At 67.9% G+C, this 18,778-nt stretch carries 17 protein-coding genes; 5 read left to right on the top strand and 12 right to left on the bottom strand.

What is annotated here, in order from left to right; all coding sequences use genetic code 11:
- Positions 1-10: 10 nt before the first annotated feature.
- The gene (locus QFZ27_RS35255) at positions 11-2,266 is read right to left on the bottom strand and encodes an ATP-dependent helicase (protein ID WP_429231317.1); all 2,256 of its coding nucleotides are present in this window, start codon (positions 2,264-2,266) and stop codon (positions 11-13) included.
- Positions 2,267-2,370: 104 nt separating this feature from the next.
- Between QFZ27_RS35255 and QFZ27_RS35250 the strand changes: the two genes are divergently transcribed.
- Positions 2,371-2,853, top strand: coding sequence for a GNAT family N-acetyltransferase (locus tag QFZ27_RS35250; protein WP_429231316.1), 483 nt, complete (start codon positions 2,371-2,373; stop codon positions 2,851-2,853).
- Positions 2,854-2,862: 9 nt separating this feature from the next.
- Here the strand turns inward: QFZ27_RS35250 and QFZ27_RS35245 are convergent, their stop codons facing one another.
- The 10 genes from QFZ27_RS35245 to QFZ27_RS35200 form a co-directional block, all read right to left on the bottom strand.
- On the bottom strand, positions 2,863-3,264 hold the full coding sequence (locus tag QFZ27_RS35245; RefSeq protein ID WP_429231314.1) for a nuclear transport factor 2 family protein: 402 nt from the start codon (positions 3,262-3,264) through the stop codon (positions 2,863-2,865).
- Positions 3,265-3,372: 108 nt separating this feature from the next.
- Positions 3,373-3,891, bottom strand: a complete 519-nt coding sequence (locus QFZ27_RS35240) for a hypothetical protein (RefSeq protein WP_429231313.1) — start codon at positions 3,889-3,891, stop codon at positions 3,373-3,375.
- Positions 3,892-3,933: 42 nt separating this feature from the next.
- The gene (locus tag QFZ27_RS35235; RefSeq protein ID WP_429231312.1) at positions 3,934-4,455 is read right to left on the bottom strand and encodes a pentapeptide repeat-containing protein; all 522 of its coding nucleotides are present in this window, start codon (positions 4,453-4,455) and stop codon (positions 3,934-3,936) included.
- 57 nt (positions 4,456-4,512) lie between these two features.
- Complete coding sequence (locus QFZ27_RS35230) at positions 4,513-5,445, bottom strand: DMT family transporter (protein WP_429231310.1); 933 nt, start codon at positions 5,443-5,445, stop codon at positions 4,513-4,515.
- Between the two features lie 160 nt (positions 5,446-5,605).
- Positions 5,606-6,532, bottom strand: coding sequence for an ABC transporter substrate-binding protein (locus QFZ27_RS35225; RefSeq protein WP_429231308.1), 927 nt, complete (start codon positions 6,530-6,532; stop codon positions 5,606-5,608).
- A gap of 80 nt (positions 6,533-6,612) precedes the next feature.
- Positions 6,613-7,608 (bottom strand): ABC transporter permease subunit, encoded by a 996-nt coding sequence (locus QFZ27_RS35220; protein ID WP_429231306.1) that lies wholly within the window; start codon positions 7,606-7,608, stop codon positions 6,613-6,615.
- A 14-nt stretch (positions 7,609-7,622) separates the two neighbouring features.
- A complete protein-coding gene (locus QFZ27_RS35215; RefSeq protein WP_429231305.1) occupies positions 7,623-9,170 on the bottom strand; it encodes a sugar ABC transporter ATP-binding protein in 1,548 nt (515 codons plus the stop codon).
- Positions 9,151-10,410, bottom strand: a complete 1,260-nt coding sequence (locus QFZ27_RS35210) for an ROK family transcriptional regulator (RefSeq protein WP_429231303.1) — start codon at positions 10,408-10,410, stop codon at positions 9,151-9,153. Before QFZ27_RS35210 ends, QFZ27_RS35215 begins: the two co-directional genes overlap by 20 nt.
- 161 nt (positions 10,411-10,571) lie before the next feature.
- Positions 10,572-11,960 carry a sensor histidine kinase gene (locus QFZ27_RS35205; protein ID WP_429231301.1) on the bottom strand — a complete coding sequence of 463 codons (1,389 nt, stop codon included), beginning with the start codon at positions 11,958-11,960 and terminating at the stop codon, positions 10,572-10,574.
- 1 nt (position 11,961) lies between these two features.
- Positions 11,962-12,621: a response regulator gene (locus tag QFZ27_RS35200; protein WP_429231299.1), complete on the bottom strand. Its 660-nt coding sequence runs from the start codon at positions 12,619-12,621 to the stop codon at positions 11,962-11,964.
- A gap of 143 nt (positions 12,622-12,764) precedes the next feature.
- Between QFZ27_RS35200 and QFZ27_RS35195 the strand changes: the two genes are divergently transcribed.
- The 4 genes from QFZ27_RS35195 (at position 12,765) to QFZ27_RS35180 (ending at position 18,141) form a co-directional block, all read left to right on the top strand.
- Positions 12,765-13,580: a MipA/OmpV family protein gene (locus tag QFZ27_RS35195; RefSeq protein WP_429231298.1), complete on the top strand. Its 816-nt coding sequence runs from the start codon at positions 12,765-12,767 to the stop codon at positions 13,578-13,580.
- 136 nt (positions 13,581-13,716) lie between these two features.
- Positions 13,717-14,280 carry an efflux RND transporter periplasmic adaptor subunit gene (locus tag QFZ27_RS35190; RefSeq protein ID WP_429231297.1) on the top strand — a complete coding sequence of 188 codons (564 nt, stop codon included), beginning with the start codon at positions 13,717-13,719 and terminating at the stop codon, positions 14,278-14,280.
- Entirely contained in the window at positions 14,231-14,884 is a 654-nt protein-coding gene (locus tag QFZ27_RS35185; RefSeq protein WP_429231295.1) for an efflux RND transporter periplasmic adaptor subunit, read from the top strand. The genes QFZ27_RS35190 and QFZ27_RS35185 overlap by 50 nt, the downstream gene beginning before the upstream one ends.
- A 14-nt stretch (positions 14,885-14,898) precedes the next feature.
- Positions 14,899-18,141 (top strand): efflux RND transporter permease subunit, encoded by a 3,243-nt coding sequence (locus QFZ27_RS35180; protein ID WP_429231294.1) that lies wholly within the window; start codon positions 14,899-14,901, stop codon positions 18,139-18,141.
- Here the strand turns inward: QFZ27_RS35180 and QFZ27_RS35175 are convergent.
- Positions 18,138-18,749, bottom strand: a complete 612-nt coding sequence (locus QFZ27_RS35175; RefSeq protein ID WP_429231293.1) for a TetR/AcrR family transcriptional regulator — start codon at positions 18,747-18,749, stop codon at positions 18,138-18,140. The genes QFZ27_RS35180 and QFZ27_RS35175 overlap by 4 nt on opposite strands.
- Between the last annotated feature and the right edge of the window lie 29 nt (positions 18,750-18,778).

The raw sequence follows: 18,778 nt of genomic DNA, 5'->3' as shown, positions 1-18,778 counted from the left end.
CTTGTCCTACTCAGCCTGCCTCGGCGGCGGGGACGACGAAGCTGTCCATCACCCGCTTCTCGCCGGAATGCTCGAAGGCGATGGTCAGCTTGTCGGTGTCGACGCTGCGGACCTCGCCATAGCCGAACTTCTGGTGGAACACCCGGTCGCCGACATTGAACGCACGGGCCGGGCGCGGCCGGGACTGGACCTCATAGCCGCTGCCTTCGATCACCGTCGGGGCGCGGCGCATGAAGCCGCCCTGCGGCGGTGCCGTCCACAGCCGGGTCGGCGCCGTCTCGGCGAAGCGGCCATAGCCGGTGTCGCCGAAGCCGGTCTCCGAGGTGACCTCGACATGGGCGTCCGGCAACTCGCCGACGAAGCGCGAGGGCAGGGCGGTCTGCCACTGCCCGTGGATGCGGCGGTTGGCGGCGGCGGAGACATAGGCGCGGCGCTTCGCCCGGGTCAGCCCGACATAGGCCAAGCGCCGCTCCTCCTCCAGCGCCGCGATGCCGCCGTCGTCGAGGGCGCGCTGGTTCGGGAACACCCCTTCCTCCCAGCCCGGCAGGAAGACATGGGCGAATTCCAGCCCCTTGGCCGCATGCAGGGTCATCAGCGTCGCCTGCTCGCCGGTCTTGCCCGTCTCGTTCTCCATCACCAGGCTGACATGCTCGAGGAAGGCCTGGAGGGTCTCGAAATCCTCCATGGCGTTGATCAGCTCCTTGAGGTTGTCCAGCCGGCCCGGGGCCTCGGGCGATTTGTCGGCCTGCCACATGGCGGTGTAGCCGCTCTCGTCGAGCACCGTCTGGGCCAGCTCGACCTGCGAGGCCTGCTCCGACAGGCGGCGCCAGCGCTCGAAATCGCCCATCAGGGTGCGCAGGGCGCCGCGCGGCTTCGGCTTCAGCTCGTCGGTCTCGATCAGCCTGAGGGTCGCCTCGGTCAGCGCCACGCCCTGGGCGCGGGCGACCGTGTGCAGCATCTGCACGGTGGCGTCGCCCAGGCCGCGCTTCGGCACGTTGACGATGCGCTCGAAGGCCAGGTCGTCATCCGGCTGCGCCACCACGCGCAGATAGGCGATGGCGTCGCGGATCTCCTGCCGCTCGTAGAAGCGCGGGCCTCCGACCACGCGGTAGGGCAGGCCCAGGGTCAGGAACCGCTCCTCGAACTCGCGCATCTGGAAGCCGGCGCGGACCAGCACCGCGACCTCGTTCAGCCCGACCTGCTGGCGCTGCAGCCGCTCGATCTCATCGCCGACCCAGCGCGCCTCCTCCTCGCCGTCCCAGACGCTGCGGACGATGACGGATTCGCCGCCCTCCGCCTCGGTGAACAGGGTCTTGCCCAGGCGGCCCTGGTTGTGCGCGATCAACCCGCCTGCCGCGCCCAGGATATGGCTGGTGGAGCGGTAGTTCTGCTCCAGCCGGATCACCGCGGCGCCCGGGAAATCCTGCTCGAAGCGCAGGATGTTGCCGATCTCGGCGCCGCGCCAGGAATAGATCGACTGGTCGTCGTCGCCGACGCAGCACAGGTTGCGGTGCTTCTGGGCCAGCAGGCGCAGCCACAGATACTGCGAGACGTTGGTGTCCTGGTACTCGTCGACCAGGATGTAGCGGAACCGGTCCTGGTAGTCGGCCAGCACCGCCGCATGCTCCTGGAAGATGGTCAGGTTGTGCAGCAGCAGATCGCCGAAATCGCAGGCGTTCAGCGTGCGCAGCCGCTCCTGATAGGCGATGTACAGCTGCAGCATGCGGCCCTGCGCCACCTCGCCGGCATCGGCCGGCTTCAGCTTCGCGGGCGTCAGGCCGCGGTCTTTCCAGCGCTCGATCACGCCCAGCAGCACCCGGGCTGGCCAGCGCTTCGAATCGATGCCGTCGGCCTCGATCAGCTGCTTGATCAGCCGGATCTGGTCATCGGTGTCGAGGATCGAGAAGTTCGAGCGCAGCCCCACCAGCTCGGCATGCCGGCGCAGGATGCGGGCGGCCAAAGCGTGGAAAGTGCCCATCCACCAGCCCTCGGTCGGGGTGCCGAGCAGGTGGGCGACGCGCTCGCGCATCTCGCGGGCGGCGCGGTTGGTGAAGGTGACGGTCAGCACCTGGCTCGGCCAGGCTTTGCCGGTCGACAGGATATGGGCCAGGCGGGTGGTCAGCACCCGCGTCTTGCCGGTGCCGGCGCCGGCCAGCACCAGCACCGGGCCGTCCAGCGTCTCGACCGCCTGGCGCTGCGCCGGGTTCAGATTCTGCAGGTACGGCGGCTCGAAGCCGGCCGGCATGTTCCGGGAAAGTTCGACCATGTGTTGTCTATAGCATGACCGGGCTGCGCCGAAACCGCTGGCGTCGGGTTGACGCAGCCCGGAGGCGCGTCGAGGATCGCCGCGACCCGAACCGAGAGCCTGCCATGACCGACCTCGTGATCCGCCCCGCCGAGCCCCGCGACGCCAAGGAGATCCTGGCGATGATCACCGAGCTGGCGGTGTTCGAGAAGGAGCCGGACGCGGTGCTGGCGACCGAGGCCGACCTGCTGCGCGACGGCTGGGGGCCGACCCCCAAATTCGAGGCGCTGATGGCCGAGCGCGACGGCCGGGTGCTGGGCTTCGCGTTGTTCTTCTCCAGCTACTCGACCTGGGAGGGGCGGGAGGGGATCTATCTCGAGGACCTCTATGTCCGTGACGCCGCCCGCGGCCTCGGCGTCGGCCGGGCGCTGATCGCCCGGATCGCGCAGCTGGTGGTGGCGCGCGGCGGCAAGCGGCTGGACCTCTCGGTCCTGACCTGGAACCCGGCGCGGGAGGTCTATGACCGGCTGGGCTTCGAGCACAAATCGGACTGGACCGGCTACCGCCTCACCGGCGAGAAGCTGGCGGCGTTGGCGAAGGCGGGTTGAGGCGGATCGTCAGGCTGCAGGGGCCGCGGGATAGCGCGCGGTGTCGCTGAGGCCCGAGATCCGCCAGCGCCCGTCCACCCGGGCCAGGCTGACGATGTTGGTGCCGTTGTGCCGGACCTCGCCGTCCACGCGGAAATCATAGGCGCACCAGATGACCGCGATGTCGCCCTCGGTCCGGACGACCGGATCGTAGATCCGCTCCTCCAGCACCGAGGTGCCGTCCTTCGGGAAGATGTCGAGCAGGGCGGCGATGGTGAGCTGCCGGACCTCGCCGTTGCTCACCCGCGTCATCATTCCGTCCGGCAGGACCATCTCGAGCAGCGAGGCCGGCCGGCGCTCCTGCATCCCCTTGAGGAAGGACTGGAAAACGTCCAGCACCTCCTGCTCCTCGGCGGTCAGCTGCTGCGCCATGGCGCGTCTCCGATTGAATCGGCGCTAACGCTAGGCCGATCCGGGCACGGGGGTGCATGGAAAAGGGCTACAACGGACATATTGGACGACCGCCAGCGCGCGCGCCGGCTACCGGTTCCGCTGCCGGAAGTATTCCAGGATGATGCAGACGACCACCGGCACCAGGTTGAGTGCGACGATCGTCCCGGACAGGCCGGTGTCGAGATAGAAGCCGAGCGACAGCGCCCCGCGGAACGGGTCCAAGCCGATCCCCCAGGAGGGCGTGATCGACATCGCCGTGGCGCCGGCGACCAGCGTCACCGGAAGCCGCGCGATCATGTGGAAATGATAGGCGATGCCGGCGGTGTAGAGGATCGGGATCTGGCTGGCCTGGACCAGCAGCGACAGGGCATAGCCGAGGCGGCTGCGGTTCCACAGAAGGGCGCCGGCGGCGATGCAGAGCAGCATCAGCAGCGCTGCGGCCAGCAGGACCAACCACTGCGTCACGGCGATGATCGCAAGGCCGTCGCGATAGATCCGCTCGCCGATCTCGGTCAGGCCGGCAACCCCGCCGACGATCTGGATCACCGCGATGACGCGGTCGAGGGGAAGGGCGGGACGCCGGGTGGAACTGCCGGTGCTGGTCATCGCTTCGCTCGGTTCATGCTTCGGAGGCCGCGGCCCGTTGGGCTATTCGCACAGCCCGATCGAGCCTTCGGCGCAGATCTTGGCGCCGTCGGTCCAGGTGGCGCCGGACAGGTCGGCACCGCGGAACACGGTGCCGCGCAGCTCCGCCCCGGTCAGGATGGCGCCACGCAGCTTGGCACCGACGAAGCGGGCGTTGCGCAGGTCGCTCTTGCTCAGATCGGCGCCGGTCAGGTCGGCATCGGTGAAATCGGAATTTCCGAGGCGCGCGGAATCCAGCTTGGCGTCCTTCAGGCTGGCATTGGTGAACTTGGCGCCATACGCCTCGGCGCCGGTGAAGATCGCCCCGTCCAGCACCGCCCGGGTCAGGCTGACTTCGCGCAGCTGGGCGCCGGACAGATCGATGCGGCTGAGCGGCCGTTCGTCCAGCAGGCAACGCCGCCAGTTGACGCCCGGTGCTGCAGCATCGGTGCAGCCGGCAATCGCGGCCGTGGCCGGACCGAGCAGCAGGGCGACGGAGAGGACGAGGGCCCGGGCGACTCGGGAGCCGAAGGATGCGACCGACATGGCCGGACAGTCTCCGATTCCGGCGACCCAGCGCAAGCGCGCCGGAGTCACAGCGGGTCAGATCGATTTGCCGACCGGGCGGACGATCCGGCGCTGCCGCTCGCGGAAGGCGATGAACAGGGCGGAGCCGACGATCACCGCGGTGCCGAGCAGCTCGATCGGAGTCGGGAACTCGCCCCAGGCGAGGAAGCCTAGGCCGAGAGCGAAGATCAGCGAGGCATAGTCGAAGGGCGCGATCACCGAGGCCGGGGCCAGCTGATAGGCCTTGGTCATCAGGATCTGGGCGATGCCGCCCAGCACCCCGACCGCGACCAGGATCGGTATGTCGATCAGGTCGGGCCAGACGCCGATGAAAGGCAGGGTGACGGCGCCGGCGATGGCGCCCGACAGGGTGAAGTAGAAGACGATGGTGACATTCGGTTCGGTGTCGGCCATCTTGCGGATCGAGACCATGGCGAAGGCGGTGGCCAGCGCCCCGCCCAGAGCCACCAATGCCCCGAGCGAGACGCCGGTGGCGGGGCTCGGATGCACCACCAGCAGCACCCCGATGAAGCCGATCACCACCGCGCTCCAGCGATAGATCCGCACGGTCTCGCCGAGCAGCGGGATGGCGAGGATGGTGATGAACATCGGCGCGGCGTAGCCCAGCGCCGTCGCCGTCGCCAGCGGCAGCAGGCTCAGCGCGGTGAAACCGCAGAACATCGAGACGAGGCCGGAGCCGGAGCGGCGGAGATGCCCGCCCAGCCGCTCGGTGCGCAGCACCCGGAAGCCGCCGAGGCGGTACACCAGCCACAGCACCGGGATCATGGCGAAGAAGCTGCGGACGAAGACGATCTGCCCGACCGGATACTGGTCGCCGAGCTGCTTGATCAGCGCCGACATGCAGGTGAACAGGGCGGCCGAGGCCAGCTTGTAGCCGATGGCGGGCAGAATGGAGGCCGGGGCCGCTTCGTCAGCGGACCCTTTCGGTTCGGCCTGGGAGATCGTCATCGGAAACGGGGCCTGTTGCGGCTCGATCGTTCCTTCAGAGTTACGCCGGAGGACTCGGCAGGGCCATGCCCGATCGCGCCGGGGCTGCCATGCACGGCGATGTCGGACGGGGGGCCTGGATTGGGTCCGCAGTCCGCGGACCCAATCCAAACGGCGAGGCTTACTCTCCGGTCCAGCCCTTGTAGTCGTTGACGTTGTCGCGGGTGACCAGGGTCGAGGGGATCAGGGTCGGGTCCTGTGCCGGCTTCTGGCCGTTCAGAAGGCCGACACCCTCCTGCACCGCCTTGCGGGCCATGAAGAACGGGTCCTGGGCCGAGGAGGCCTGGACCAGGGTGTTGCCCTTCAGCGCGGCGACGATGTCCGGCGCGCCGTCGACCGAGGTGATGACGATGTCGCTGCGGCCGAGCTGCTTGGCGGCCAGGTCGGCGCCGATCGCGGTCGGGTCGTTGATGGCGAAGACGCCGTCGATCTTCTCGAACCGGGTCAGCAGGCTCTGCATCACCGACAGGCCGCCGTCGCGCGAACCCTTGGCATCCTGGTCGCCGGACAGGATCTTGAGGTCCGGCAGCTTGTCCCAGACGTTGTGGCAGCCCTTGACGCGGTCGGTCACGGCCGAGACCTGGGGGCCGTTGATGATGACGACGTTGCCTTTGTTGCCCAGCTTGTCGGCGATGTACTTGCAGGCGATCTCGCCGGCCTGGACGTTGTCGGTGGTCACCGTGGCGTCGGCGCCCTCGGCCGCGGTGTCGACCGCGACCACGATGATGCCGGCGGCCTGCGCCTTCTTGATCGCCGGGCCGATCGCCTTCGGATCGCCCGGGTTGAGCAGGATCATGTCGACGCCGGCGGCGATGAAGTTGTCGATCTGGGTGAACTGCTTGCCCAGGTCATAGTCGTAGCCGACGGCCTGGACCTCGACATCCGGATTGGTCTTCTTCGCCTCGAACTCGGCGCCCTTGGCCAGGGCGGTGAAGAACGGGTTGCCCATCGAGCCGAGCGAGACGCCGATCTTCTTGAGATCCTTGGCTTCGGCAACGCCGACCGAAAGCGCCAGCGCGACGCCGGCGAGCAGGATGTGTTTCAGCACGTAATTCCTCCCCTGGTCTGTGCGATTGGAGCCGGCGGGCGACCAGAGGTCCCGCCGACCCGTTCCGGAACGCGGGAAACTCAGGTCCGGGCCGATCCCTGCAGGCGCAGGCGATCGAGCGCGACGGCGCCGATGATGATCAGGCCCTTGATGATGTACTGCCAGACGTCGGGCACGCCGACCAGGATCAGCCCGTTCGACAGCACCGCGATGATCAGCGCCCCGATCAGCGTGCCCCAGATCGAGCCGATGCCGCCGACGAAGGAGGTGCCGCCCAGGATCACCGCGGCGATCGCGTCGAGCTCGTAGCTGGTGCCGAGCTGGGTGCCATTGGCGGCGTAGAGCCGGGCGGCCGACATCACCCCGCCGAGGCCGGCAAGCAGGCCGGAGGCGCCGTAGACGAACAGCAGCACCCGCCAGACCTTGATGCCGGACAGCCGGGCCGCGTCCGGGTTGCCGCCGACCGAATAGATGTGCACGCCCAGCACGGTCCGCCGCAGCACCAGCCAGGACAGGACGATCACCAGGAAGGCGATGATCACCAGCCAGGGCACGCCGAACAGCGTGGCGTTGCCGATGAAGTCGAAGGCCAGGGACGGGTTGAACACGGTGGTGTCGTCGCCCAGCAGCCGGGCGATGCCGCGCACCGCGGTCAGCGAGCCGAGAGTGACGATGAAGGGCGGCAGCCGCAGGAAGGCGATCAGCCCGCCATTGGCGAGGCCGAAGACGAGGCCGCACAGCAGGCCCAAGGGGATGCCGAGTAGGCCGGCATCCGGGATCAGCGATCCCAGCACCGCGACCATGGCGGCGGCCGCCAGGATCGAGCCGACCGACAGGTCGATGCCGCCGGTCAGGATGACGAAGGTCATGCCGGCGGCCAGCACCGTGTTGATCGAGGCCTGCTGCATCACGATCGAGGCGTTCTGCCAGGAGGCGAAGCGGCCGTTCATCGCATAGAAGGCGATGCACAGCAGGATCAGCACCGGCAGCATGCCGACGGTCCGGATCAGGCCCTGGATCATCAGCCGGCGTTCGGCGTCGCGGTTGACGGCGGAGGTTGCGGCGTTGTCGGCCATGGAATGACGATCCCTTACTGGACGGTGACGGGGTCGGTGATGCCGGTGGCGAGGGCCATGATCGCCTCCTGGGTCAGGGGGCGGCCGGAGGCGCCGCCGGCCTCGCCCTCGATCCGGCCCTCGCGCATCACCAAGGCGCGGTCGGCGATGCCGATCACCTCCGGCAGCTCCGAGGAGATGACGATGATGCCGATCCCGGCCTTCGCCAGCCCGTCGATGATGCGGTAGATCTCCGACTTGGCACCGATGTCGACGCCGCGAGTCGGCTCGTCGAGGATCAGGATGCGCGGCTTGGTCTCCAAGAGGCGCGACAGCAGCACCTTCTGCTGGTTGCCGCCGGACAGCGCGCCGACCGTGACCTCCGGATTGGCCACCCGGATCTTCAGCGCGGCGATGGCGTCGCGGGCCCGGACCTTGGCGCGGGCGCGGTCGAGGATGCCTCCGGCGCCGGCATCGGTGCCGCAGACCACGAGGTTGATGTTGTCCTGCACCGACATGTCGAGGAACAGGCCCTGGCCCTTGCGGTCCTCGGTCAGGTAGGCGATGCCGGCGGCGATGGCGTCGCCCGGCCCGTGGATCCGCAGCGTCTTGCCCTCGAGGGTTATCTCGCCGGAAATCTTCGGCTCGGCGCCGAAGATCAGCCGCGCCAGCTCGGTGCGGCCGGACCCGACCAGGCCGGCGATGGCCAGCACCTCGCCCTCGTGCAGCTCGAAGCTGCAGCCGCGCACCCGGTGCCCGTCGGCGATGTCGCGGACCGCGAAGATCACCCGGCCGGCGCTCTGATGCGCGTCATGCTCCTTCTTGTAGAAGCCGGAGATGTCGCGCCCGACCATCATCCTGACCAGGGCCTCGGCGGACAGGCCGTCGCGGTCCAGCGTGCCGACATAGCTGCCGTCCCGCAGGACCGAGACGCGGTCGGACAGCTCGTAGATCTCCGACATCCGGTGGCTGATATAGATGATCGCCAGCCCCTCGGCCTTGAGCCGGCGGATCAGCTCGAACAGCCGGTCGGTCTCGCGCGCCGACAATGCCGTGGTCGGCTCGTCCATCACCAGGATGCGGGCCTGGGCGTGGATGGCGCGGGCGATCTCGACCAGCTGGCGCTCGGCGATCGACAGGGTGCCGACCAGCGTGGTCGGGCGGAAGCCGGCGCCCAGCCGCTTCAGCACGTCCTCGCAGCCGGCCAGCATCGCCTTGCGGTCGACGAAGGGGCCGGATTTCGGCTCGCGGCCGAGATAGATGTTCTCCGCCACGCTCAGATTGGGCGACAGGCTGAGCTCCTGGTAGATCACGGCGATGCCGAGTTGCTTGGCGGCGAGCGGCCCGGCGATCGTCACCTCGCGGCCGTCGAGCCGGATGGTGCCGCCGGCATCGGCCTGGTAGGCGCCGGACAGCACCTTCATCAGGGTCGACTTGCCGGCGCCGTTCTCGCCCATCAGGGCGTGGATCTCGCCGGGATAGACGGTCAGGTCGACCCGGGTCAGCGCCTTCACCCCCGGGAAGGTCTTGGAGATGCCGTGCATCTCCAGGATCGGCGTGGGGCTAGTCTGCGGCTGCAGCATGGTCGCGCCATCCTCTCTCGTCGGCACTGCGGGTCAGGATCGAGGCCCGCGGCGAGAAGCTGAAGAACATCGGCAGGCTGGCGGCGCCGATGGCGCCGGCATCGCAGCCGAAGGAACCGTGCAGCAGGCGCGGCGGCTGGCCGGCCTCCGGCACGGTGGTGGCCAGCCGCGCCTGCAGCCGGCCGATCAGGGCGTCGATCAGCCCGTCGTCGATATCGGCGTCGATGATCACGCTGCGCACCTCCAGCAGGGCCGTGGCGGACCAGATCGCGTCGGTCAGCGCGTCGACGCAGTCCCCGACCCATTCCGCCACCGGTGGCCGGCCGGCGGCGATCGCGGTCTTCAGGTCGGCGCGGCTGCCGCCGGGCAGGCCGTGGAAGACGAGGTGGCGCGACAGGGCGTTCAGCGAGGCCCGGGTCAGCAGGATGTCGCGGCCGTCGGCGGGGGAGGGGGCGGAGGCGAGGCGCCCCGGCCCGACCGGCAGCAAAGCCACGTCGCCGGCATTGCCGGTGGGGCCGCGCAGGCAGTCGCCGCCCAGCACCACGCCGCCGCCGATGGCCGGGCCGATGAACAGGTACAGGAAGTCGTCGATGCTGCGGCCGATGCCGTAGAACAGCTCGGCCACGGCGGCGGCGGTGCCGTCGTTCTCGCCGAAGACCGGCAGGCCCGTCGCCGCCTCCAGCATCGCCGCGAAATCGGCCGTGTCCCAGGTGGCGAAATCCGCCGGCGGCAGATCCAGCTGGTGCAGCCAGGCGCCGAGATTATAGGGCTGGGCCAAGCCGATGCCGGCCAGCTTCGGCCGGTCGGCGGGGGTGAGGACGGACAGCAGCTCGGTTACGTCCTGGCGGGCGATGCGCAGCGCCTCGGCCGGGGCGGGCAGCAGCCCGTCATGGCTGCGGCGGGCGATCACGGCGCCGCCGAAATCGATCAGCACCGCCTCCATGCCGCGCCGGTCCAGCCGCACGCCGATGCCGTAGGCGCCCTTGGTCGCCAGCCGGTACAGGGTGGCCGGCTGGCCGCGGCGGCCGCCGTCGTGCCGCTTGCCGAGCGAGACGATCAGCCCATCTTTTTCGAGTTGTGCGATGATGCCGCCGATCGCGGTGTTGGTCAGGTCGGCCAGCCGGGCCAGCTCGGCCTTCGACGCCTCGCCGGCGCGGCGCAGGGTCTGCAGCACCAGCCGCTCATTGTAGCGGCGGAGCTGCACCGAATTCGTGCCACGGCGGATGGCGGACCGTCGCACTTCCTTCCTCTCCTCCCGGGCCGGGCTTATTAATTGAACGCGATGGAATTAATCCCGACGGGCTGCCCGCGTCAAGGGACAGTTTCTCTCGTTCTTGTGTGGGGCTGCGACAGGAGCTCTCCGTCGCTGCGCAGCGGGCCGCCGGAGGCATGCCGGAGCCGTCATCCATAGTGCGAGGTCCGGAGGTCCGGCGGCAGCACCGGTGGCGGCGCGCTCGGCAGTCGCAAGCGGACGTGCAGCCCACCGAGCGCGCCCGGCTCCAGCCGATCCACCGTCACATCCATGCGCCGGCACAGCTCGGCGACGATCGAGAGGCCGAGCCCGACCCCGTCACCGTCGGAGCGCCCGAGCCGCTGGAACCGCTCGAACGCGCGCTCGAAGGCCTCCTCCGACAGGCTGGGGCCATCATCCTCCACCACCAGGTCGGTGAAGGCCGGCTGGCCTCGGGCGACCGTGACGATGACCTTGCCCGGCGAGGCGGCGTACTTCACCGCATTCTCGACGAGGTTCCGCAATACGATGGCCAGCAGCTCCCGGTGGCCCGTAACGGCGGCTGAGCGGGGCGATTCCAGCGTGACCTCCACGTCGCGCGCGTTGGCCGATGGCACCAGCTCGGCGATGGTGGACTGAACGAGCTCGACCAGATCGATGCGGCTCCCGGGGCGCCGCGTGAGATCGATCGATTGTGACCGGGCGACGTCGAGGAGCTGCGCGACCAGACGGCCCGCCCGGCTTATGGCCTCCAGGATATTGGCGAAACGCGGCTGGATGCGCTCGGGCAGGTCACCGTCGAGGGCTTCCACCTGTGCCCGAATCGCGGTCAGCGGGGTGCGCAGCTCGTGGGCCGCGTTCGACACGAAGTCGCGCTCGCGTTCCAACACCAATTGCAGCCGCGCCATCAGGCCGTTCAGCGCGTGAGCGACCCCTCGCAGCTCGCTCGGGGCCTCCGCCTCGTCCAGCGGCGCGAGGTTCTCCTCGCTGCGGTCGCGGACCTGGTCGGCGAAGGCGCCGAGCGGCTTCAGGCCCGAGCGGATGCCGATGGTCATGGCAAATCTGACCAATGCCGCCGAGATCAGGACATATCCCGCCACCAGGCCGGCCACCTGAAGAGAGGAGAAGAATGGCTCATACGTGTCGACGCCGATCACCACCCGTGTGCCGGTACGCTCGTCCTCGAAGCTGTTGATGGTCACCGAATCACCGTCGATATCGGCTGTTCCCTTCACGGGCAGAGCCAGAAGTTGTTCCGCCGGCAGCGGCTCCGAGGCATAGAGCAGTTGCCCGTTCCGGCTGATCACGACCAGGTAGTCGTGGAGGTCGACTTTGAAGTCGGAGCCCTGTTGCGGCGTGGACCGCGGAAACACCGTCGGCGACGCCGGCTGTGTCGACGCGAAGGCCAGCATCAGCTGTGCCGTGTGAGCGGTCCGGCTGTGGAACGACTCGTTGTACTCCAACGCGACGGCGGCCACGATCAGGAGGGATGCCGGCGCCCAGACCGCCGCGATCAGCCAGGCCAGCCGGCGCTGCAGGCGCGCACGGATCGACGGCATGCTATTCCCTCGGCAGCATGTAGCCGACCCCGCGGATCGTCTGGATCAGATCGGCGCCGAGCTTGCGGCGGATCTGCGAGACGAACACTTCCAGCGTGTTGCTCTCGGCCTCCCCGCCCCAGCCATAGAGATGGTCCTCGAGAACGTGCCGGGTGAGCACCCGACCCTGGTTCTCGACGAACATCAGCAGCAGCGCGAACACCTTGGGCGTCAGCGAGATGCTTTCGCCGCCGCGCTGCACGGCGAAGGACGCGGGATCGATCCACAAATCCCGGTACTGCAGGGCCTCCGACCGGCGGTCGCCGCGGCGACGGGCAAGCGCGCGGCAGCGGGCCATCAGCTCCTCCATGGCGAACGGCTTGACCAGATAGTCGTCGGCGCCCAGGTCGAGGCCGCGCACCCTGGTGTCCAGCTCGTAGCGTGCGCTCAGGATCAGGACACGAAGGTCGTGGCCGGCGGCCCGCTGCTCCCGCAGGATCTCAAGGCCGTCCCGGTCCGGCAGGCCGAGGTCGAGGATCATCAGGTCGAAGGCGTCCAGCTCTGTCATCCCGTCGAGGCCGGCGGCGTCCTGGAGCCAGTCGACGGTCATGCCGGACCGGGTCAGGCGTGCGCGAATGGCATCGCCGATCAGCGGGTCGTCCTCGACAAGCAGGATGCGCATCACTCACTCCCGGTGGCTCGGGCGACAGCATCCCATCGGAACCTGAAACGAAGCTGAATCGCCGCCTTCGTCACGTTCAGGTCCGGTTCAGGTCCCGCTGGCAGGGTCGGCGCCGCATCCGACCTAACATAGGCGAAAACAAGATGAGACGCGCATTCTTCGGCCGTGGGCTGTTCCCGGCGGCGATCCTTTGCGTCACCGCGGCGGCCCAGACGGCGGCGAGACATGCGGTGGCTCAGGACCAGCCTCCGGCGGAATGGTCGTTCACACTCGGCGGCGGCGGCATGTATGCGCCGGATTACGAGGGGTCCGACGACTACACGGTGTTGCCGTTGCCGTTCGTGGAGATCTCCTGGCAGGACCGGATCCGGCTGACCACCGAAGGGGGGCCGGGGATCTATGCTACCCCGTTCATGACCGACGGCCTGAGGTTCGACCTCGGCGTCCGGTACGACTTCGGGCGTTCCGAGGACGACAACGACGCCCTGAAGGGGCTCGGCGATCTCGATGTCGGCGCAGTGGCGGTGGTCCGCTTCGGCTACCAGGCCGGTCCCGTGAATCTCGGCCTGGAGGTTGCCCGCGACCTGACCGGCGACCGCAACGGCCTGACCGCCACCGCCGAGGCGGAGTATACGATCCAGTTGCTCGACGACGTCCGGCTCAGCGTGACCCCGCACCTCACCTGGGCCGACGACGAGTACATGAGCAACACCTTCGGCATCACCGCGGCCCAGGCCGAACGATCCGCCCGCGGGCTCGCAGCCTACGACGCCGGCAGCGGCCTGAAGGACGTCGGCATCAATCTCGGCGTCGGATACATGATGACCGACTCGATCTACGTGATGGGCCAGGTCGGCTACAGCCGGCTGCTCGGTGACGCCGCCGACAGCCCGTTGGTCAGCAGCGAGGGCAGCGCCGATCAGCTCTCCGCGATGCTCGGCTTGACCTACCGCTGGTAGCGGAGCGGGGGCGGAGATGCGCTCTCCGCTCCCACCCTCCCCAAGCCTGCCGGACGACGGTTTGATCGAGGATCGGTGAGGTGAGATGGTTTCGTTGTTCTGTCGTGGCGGTCGACTGAAGCCTCGGAGGCTTCTGTTGTTCTGCGCCTGCGCGGCGGTTGCGGTCATCTTGGATTTCGGCGTCCTGGCCGAAGAAGCGGCAAGGCCGGACCAGCAGCGGATGCTGCCGTCGATCGTCGTCACCGAGGCCGTGGAGCGCAGGATCGGCGATCACGTTCTGGCGACCGGTTCGATCGAGGCGGTCGAGGAGATCCATGTCTCGCCGCTCGTGGACGGGCTGCCGATCCGGACCTTGATCGCCGATATCGGAGATCGGGTCGAACAGGGCGGCACACTGGCGGTCCTCGATGACGAGGCGCTGCTTCTGGAGAAAAGCCAGCTCGAGGCCAGGCTCGCCAAGGCAGAGGCCGCGCTCATCCAATTCCAGGCACAGCTTGTCGAAGCCGAGGCGAATTCGGAGGAGGCGACGCGTGTCGCCGATCGCGCCGAGCTGCTTTCGGCCAACAAGACGGTCTCGCGGGCGGAGGTCGATCGGCTGAAGGCGCTGGCCACCCGCCTCGGATGCCCGCCGCCGTTCGGCCGAGCAATCCTTGAGCATTGCGGCAGCGGATATCAAGCTGGCCCGCGCGCAGCTCGATGACATCGACCTGCGTCTCGCCCGCACAGCCATCAAGGCACCCGTCGGTGGCGTGATTTCTGCCAGGAATGCCAAGGTGGGCGGCGTCGTCGCCGGCAGCGGGCTGCCGCTTTATACGATCATCCGCGACGGCCTCATCGAGATGAAGGCCGAAGTGGCCGAAGCCGACCTCATCAAGCTCGCGGTCGGGCAGCCCGCAATGGTCAAGCTCGCAGGCAGCAGCACGACCGTCCCGGGGAAGATCCGCATGGTGAGACCGACGGTCGATCCGCAGACGCGTCTCGGCACCGTCCACATCACCGTCGCCGATGCGGCCAAGGCCCGGGCGGGCATGTATGCGAGCGCAACCATCATAGCCGAAGAGAGGCAGGCGGTCGTCCTGCCGCGAACGTCCGTCACGTCAGCGCACGGCGTATCCACGGTCCGCAAGGTCGAAGACGGCGTGGTGCGGCTGGTGCCGGTGACGGTCGGCATCCAGGACGGGTCCTTCGTCGAGATCCTCTCGGGCCTCGAGGCGGGTGAGCAGGCGGTGGCAAAGGCCGGCGCCTTCGTGCGCGACGGTGACCGGATCACTCCGGTCAAACCGGCCCAGCCGTTCACCAACTGACCGGATTCGAGACCATGAACCTCTCTGCCTGGTCGATCCGCAATCCGATCGCGCCGATTCTGATGTTCCTCGTGCTCGTCGTGCTGGGCTGGCAATCGTTCAACGCCTTGCCGATCACGCAATTCCCGAACATCGACGTCCCGATCGTCTCGATCGTGGTCACGCAGAGCGGCGCCACGCCGGTCGAACTCGAATCCCAGGTCACCAAGCTGATCGAGGACGAGGTCGCCGGCATCTCCGGCGTCGATCATATCGAATCGACGGTCACCGACGGGCGATCCACGACGTCCGTCACCTTTCGCCTGGAGGTGCCCACCGCCCAGGCCGTGCAGGATGCCAAGGATGCGGTCGACCGGATCCGCGGCGATCTTCCGGCCGCGATCGATCCCCCGATCGTATCGAGAGTCGAGTTCGAAGGTCAGGCGATCCAGACCTTTGCGGTCTCCTCACCGGGCATGACGCTCGAAGAACTCTCCTGGTTCGTCAACGATACGATCAGCCGGGCCATCCAGGGGCAACGTGGCATCGGCCGCGTCGAGCGCTACGGCGGCTCCGATCGCGAGGTTCGTGTCGAGCTCGATGCCGATCGCCTGGACTCCTTCGGCATCACCGCGGCCGACGTCAACGGGCAGCTCCGCCGGATGAACCTGGATCTCGGCTCCGGCCGCGGCCAGGTCGGCGGCAGCGAACAGGCGATCCGCATGCTGGGCGATGCGCGCGACATGGCCAGGCTTGCCGACATGATGATCTGGCTGCCGAACGGCCGCTTCGTCCGGCTGTCCGAACTTGGCCAAGTGGCCGATACCGTCGAAGAGCCTCAGTCGTTTTCCCGCTTCAACGGGAATCCGGTCGTCACCTTTTCCGTGTTCCGGGCCAAGGGCGCCAGCGAGGTGAGCGTCGCCGAAGTGGTGGCCAAGACGCTCGACGACATCCGCGCAAAGCACCCGGACGTCACCATCGAGACGGTCGACAATGCGGTCTCCATCACCCATGGAACCTATGAGGCCGCACTCGACTCACTGATCGAGGGCGCGCTCCTCGCCGTCCTCGTCGTGCTGGTGTTCCTGCGCAACTGGCGATCGACCCTGATCGGGGCGATCGCCTTGCCCCTGTCGGCCGTTCCGACCTTCTGGGTCATGGATCTCCTCGGCTTCTCGCTGAACCAGGTCAGCTTGCTCGCGGTAACACTCGCGACGGGAATCCTCGTCGACGATGCAATCGTGGAGATCGAGAACATCACGAGGCACATCCGGATGGGCAAGTCGCCCTACCGCGCCGCGATCGATGCCGCGGACGAGATCGGCCTCGCGGTGATCGCCACCACCTTCGCACTCATCGCGGTCTTTCTGCCGGTCTCCTTCATGCCGGGCATCCCCGGGCAATATTTCATCCAGTTCGGCCTGACGGTCGCTGTCTCCGCGTTCTTCTCTCTCCTGGTCGCTCGCATGATCACGCCGGTCATGGCGGCCTATCTGATGCGCCCGGCGGACACCGGCGACAACCGCCGTGGCGGTGACGACAGCCGCATCATGAAACTCTATACAGCCCTCATCGGCGCAACGACCCGCTGGCGCTACACGACACTGCTCGCCGCCCTCGGCTGCCTGGCCGGTTCCGTTTACGTCATGGCCCAGATCCCGGGCAGCTTCATACCGCCGGAAGACGACTCGCGCATCACCCTGTCGATCGAGCTGCCGCCGGGCGCGATGCTCGAGGATACGGAGCGGACGACGACGGCGATCTACAACCGGATCAAGGATGTCCATGGCATCGAGAACGTCCTGGTGCTCGGTGGCGCTTCGCCGCGCGGCGACCTCGACCTGCGGCGCGCCACTGTCGCCGTGCTTCTCGAGCCGCTCGATCATTCTCTCTTCACCAAGGTCGTCAACACCGTGGTCGGCTGGAGCCGGGCATTGGAATTCTACTTGCCGAAGCCGCCATCTGCTGGCCGCACCAAGCCTCAATCGCAGATCGAAACGGAGATCCTTGGTCGACTGCATTCGATCCCTGATGTTCGCATCTTCAAAGTCAACGACGAGGACACGCACGACCTGCCCTTCAACCTGCTGTCCAACACCGAAGCGGATCTGGACAAGGCGGTCGCGATTCTGGAGACAAAGCTGCGCGGCGATCCGCTGTTCATCGATGTCAGCACGGATGGTGCCCTGCCCCGGCCGGAACTGCAGATTCGGCCGCGCGACGACCAGATGGCTCGACTTGGCGTCATGCCGGAACAGATTTCCCAGGTCATCCGCGTCGCCACCATCGGTGATATCGACGAGCAGTTGACGAAGATTGCGCTCGACGGGCGGCTGATCCCGATCCGGGTGCAGCTCGGCAGTGACTTCCGCACCGACATCGCCGCGATCCGCAACCTGAAGGTTGCGACCGGGTCCGGATCAACCGTTCCGTTGTCCAGCGTCGCGGACATCGACACTTCGGAAGGGCCGAGTTCGATCAGGCGTTATGACCGCCTCCGGGTCGTCGCGCTGGGCGCGAACCTGCCGGCCGGCGTTGCACTCGATACCGCGTCCGAACGCTTCAAGGCGCTCGCGGCCGAGGCCGGCCTTCCGGCCACCGTCGAGGTCCTTGAAAGCGGCGATGTCGAGCTGCAGGCCGAGGTTCAGCAGAGCTTCGCCGACGTGATGATCCTGGCCCTGATGCTGGTGCTGGCCGTCTTGATCCTGCTCTTCAAGGACGTGGTGCAGCCCTTCACGATCCTGTTCTCGCTGCCGCTCGCGATCGGCGGTGTCGCGGCCGGCCTGATCCTGACCCAGAACGTGCTCTCGATGCCGGTGCTGATCGGCATCCTCATGCTGATGGGTGTCGTCAGCAAGAACGCGATCCTGCTCGTCGACTTCGGCTTGGAGATGATGCGCCAAGGCATGGACCGCCCGGCCGCGATCATCGAGGCCGGGCGCAAGCGGACGCGGCCGATCGTCATGACCTCGATCGCGATGTCCGCAGGCATGCTGCCTTCGGCCCTCGGCGTCGGCGAAGGCGGCTCCTTCCGCGCCCCCATGGCGATCGCCGTCATCGGCGGCATCATGGTTTCGACGGTCCTGAGCCTCGTCGTCGTCCCCTCCGTCTTCCTGATCATGGACGACCTCTCCCGGCTGCTCGCCCGCGTGTTCGGCGGCTTGGTCGGCAAGAAGGACGAGGAAGACCTGCCGCTCGATCGCGAGGCGCCCACCAAGCTTGGCGCCGGCGGCGAGAACTGCGCCCCGACGCCCGGCGCGCTTCTCACCAAGGTTTAGGATGACTTTCCGGAAGATGTGGAACCACCTGTAGGCCACGTGGACAGCGCCTGCTCGGCAACGGCCTCCAGCATCTCGCGGCTGAAGCCGGCTTTGGCCTGCACCGCCATGCCGTGGGTGACAGCCATCACGAATGCCGCAAGGGCATCGGATCTGGCCGTCTGCGGCAAGTCGCCCTCGGCCTTCGCCCGTTCGAAGCGCTCACGAATCTGCGCCTGAGCCGCCGCGCGAAACTCGATCAGCGCCTGCCGCACGGGTTCCGCCTCATCCGATCCCGCCAGGGCCCCATTGATGCCGAAGCACCCCGGATGTTCGGGAAAGCGCGTGTTGAGGTCGGCTGCATTGTACAGGATGTGCGCAGCAACCTGGCGCGCCGTGGGGAGCTGGAGCGCCTCCGGAACGTAGCCCAGATATCGCTCGGTATAACGAGCCAGGGTTCGGCGAAAGAGCGCTTCCTTGTTGCCGAATGCGGAGTAGAGGGCGGGTCGCTCGACGCCGGCAGCCTCGGTCAGGTCGGTGTAGGAGGCGCCCTCATAGCCCTTGCGCCAGAAGACGCACAGCGCGGCGTCGAGCGCTTTCTCCACGTCAAATTCGCGATGGCGCCCCATCAGGCCAATCCAGCTTTTTTCATAATGAC

Origin of the sequence: Inquilinus ginsengisoli, from assembly GCF_050434925.1 — a bacterium.
Lineage (GTDB): Bacteria > Pseudomonadota > Alphaproteobacteria > DSM-16000 > Inquilinaceae > Inquilinus > Inquilinus ginsengisoli_B.
Note: the sequence above shows the minus strand (reverse complement) of the source record. Positions and strands in the feature narration are given on the sequence as shown.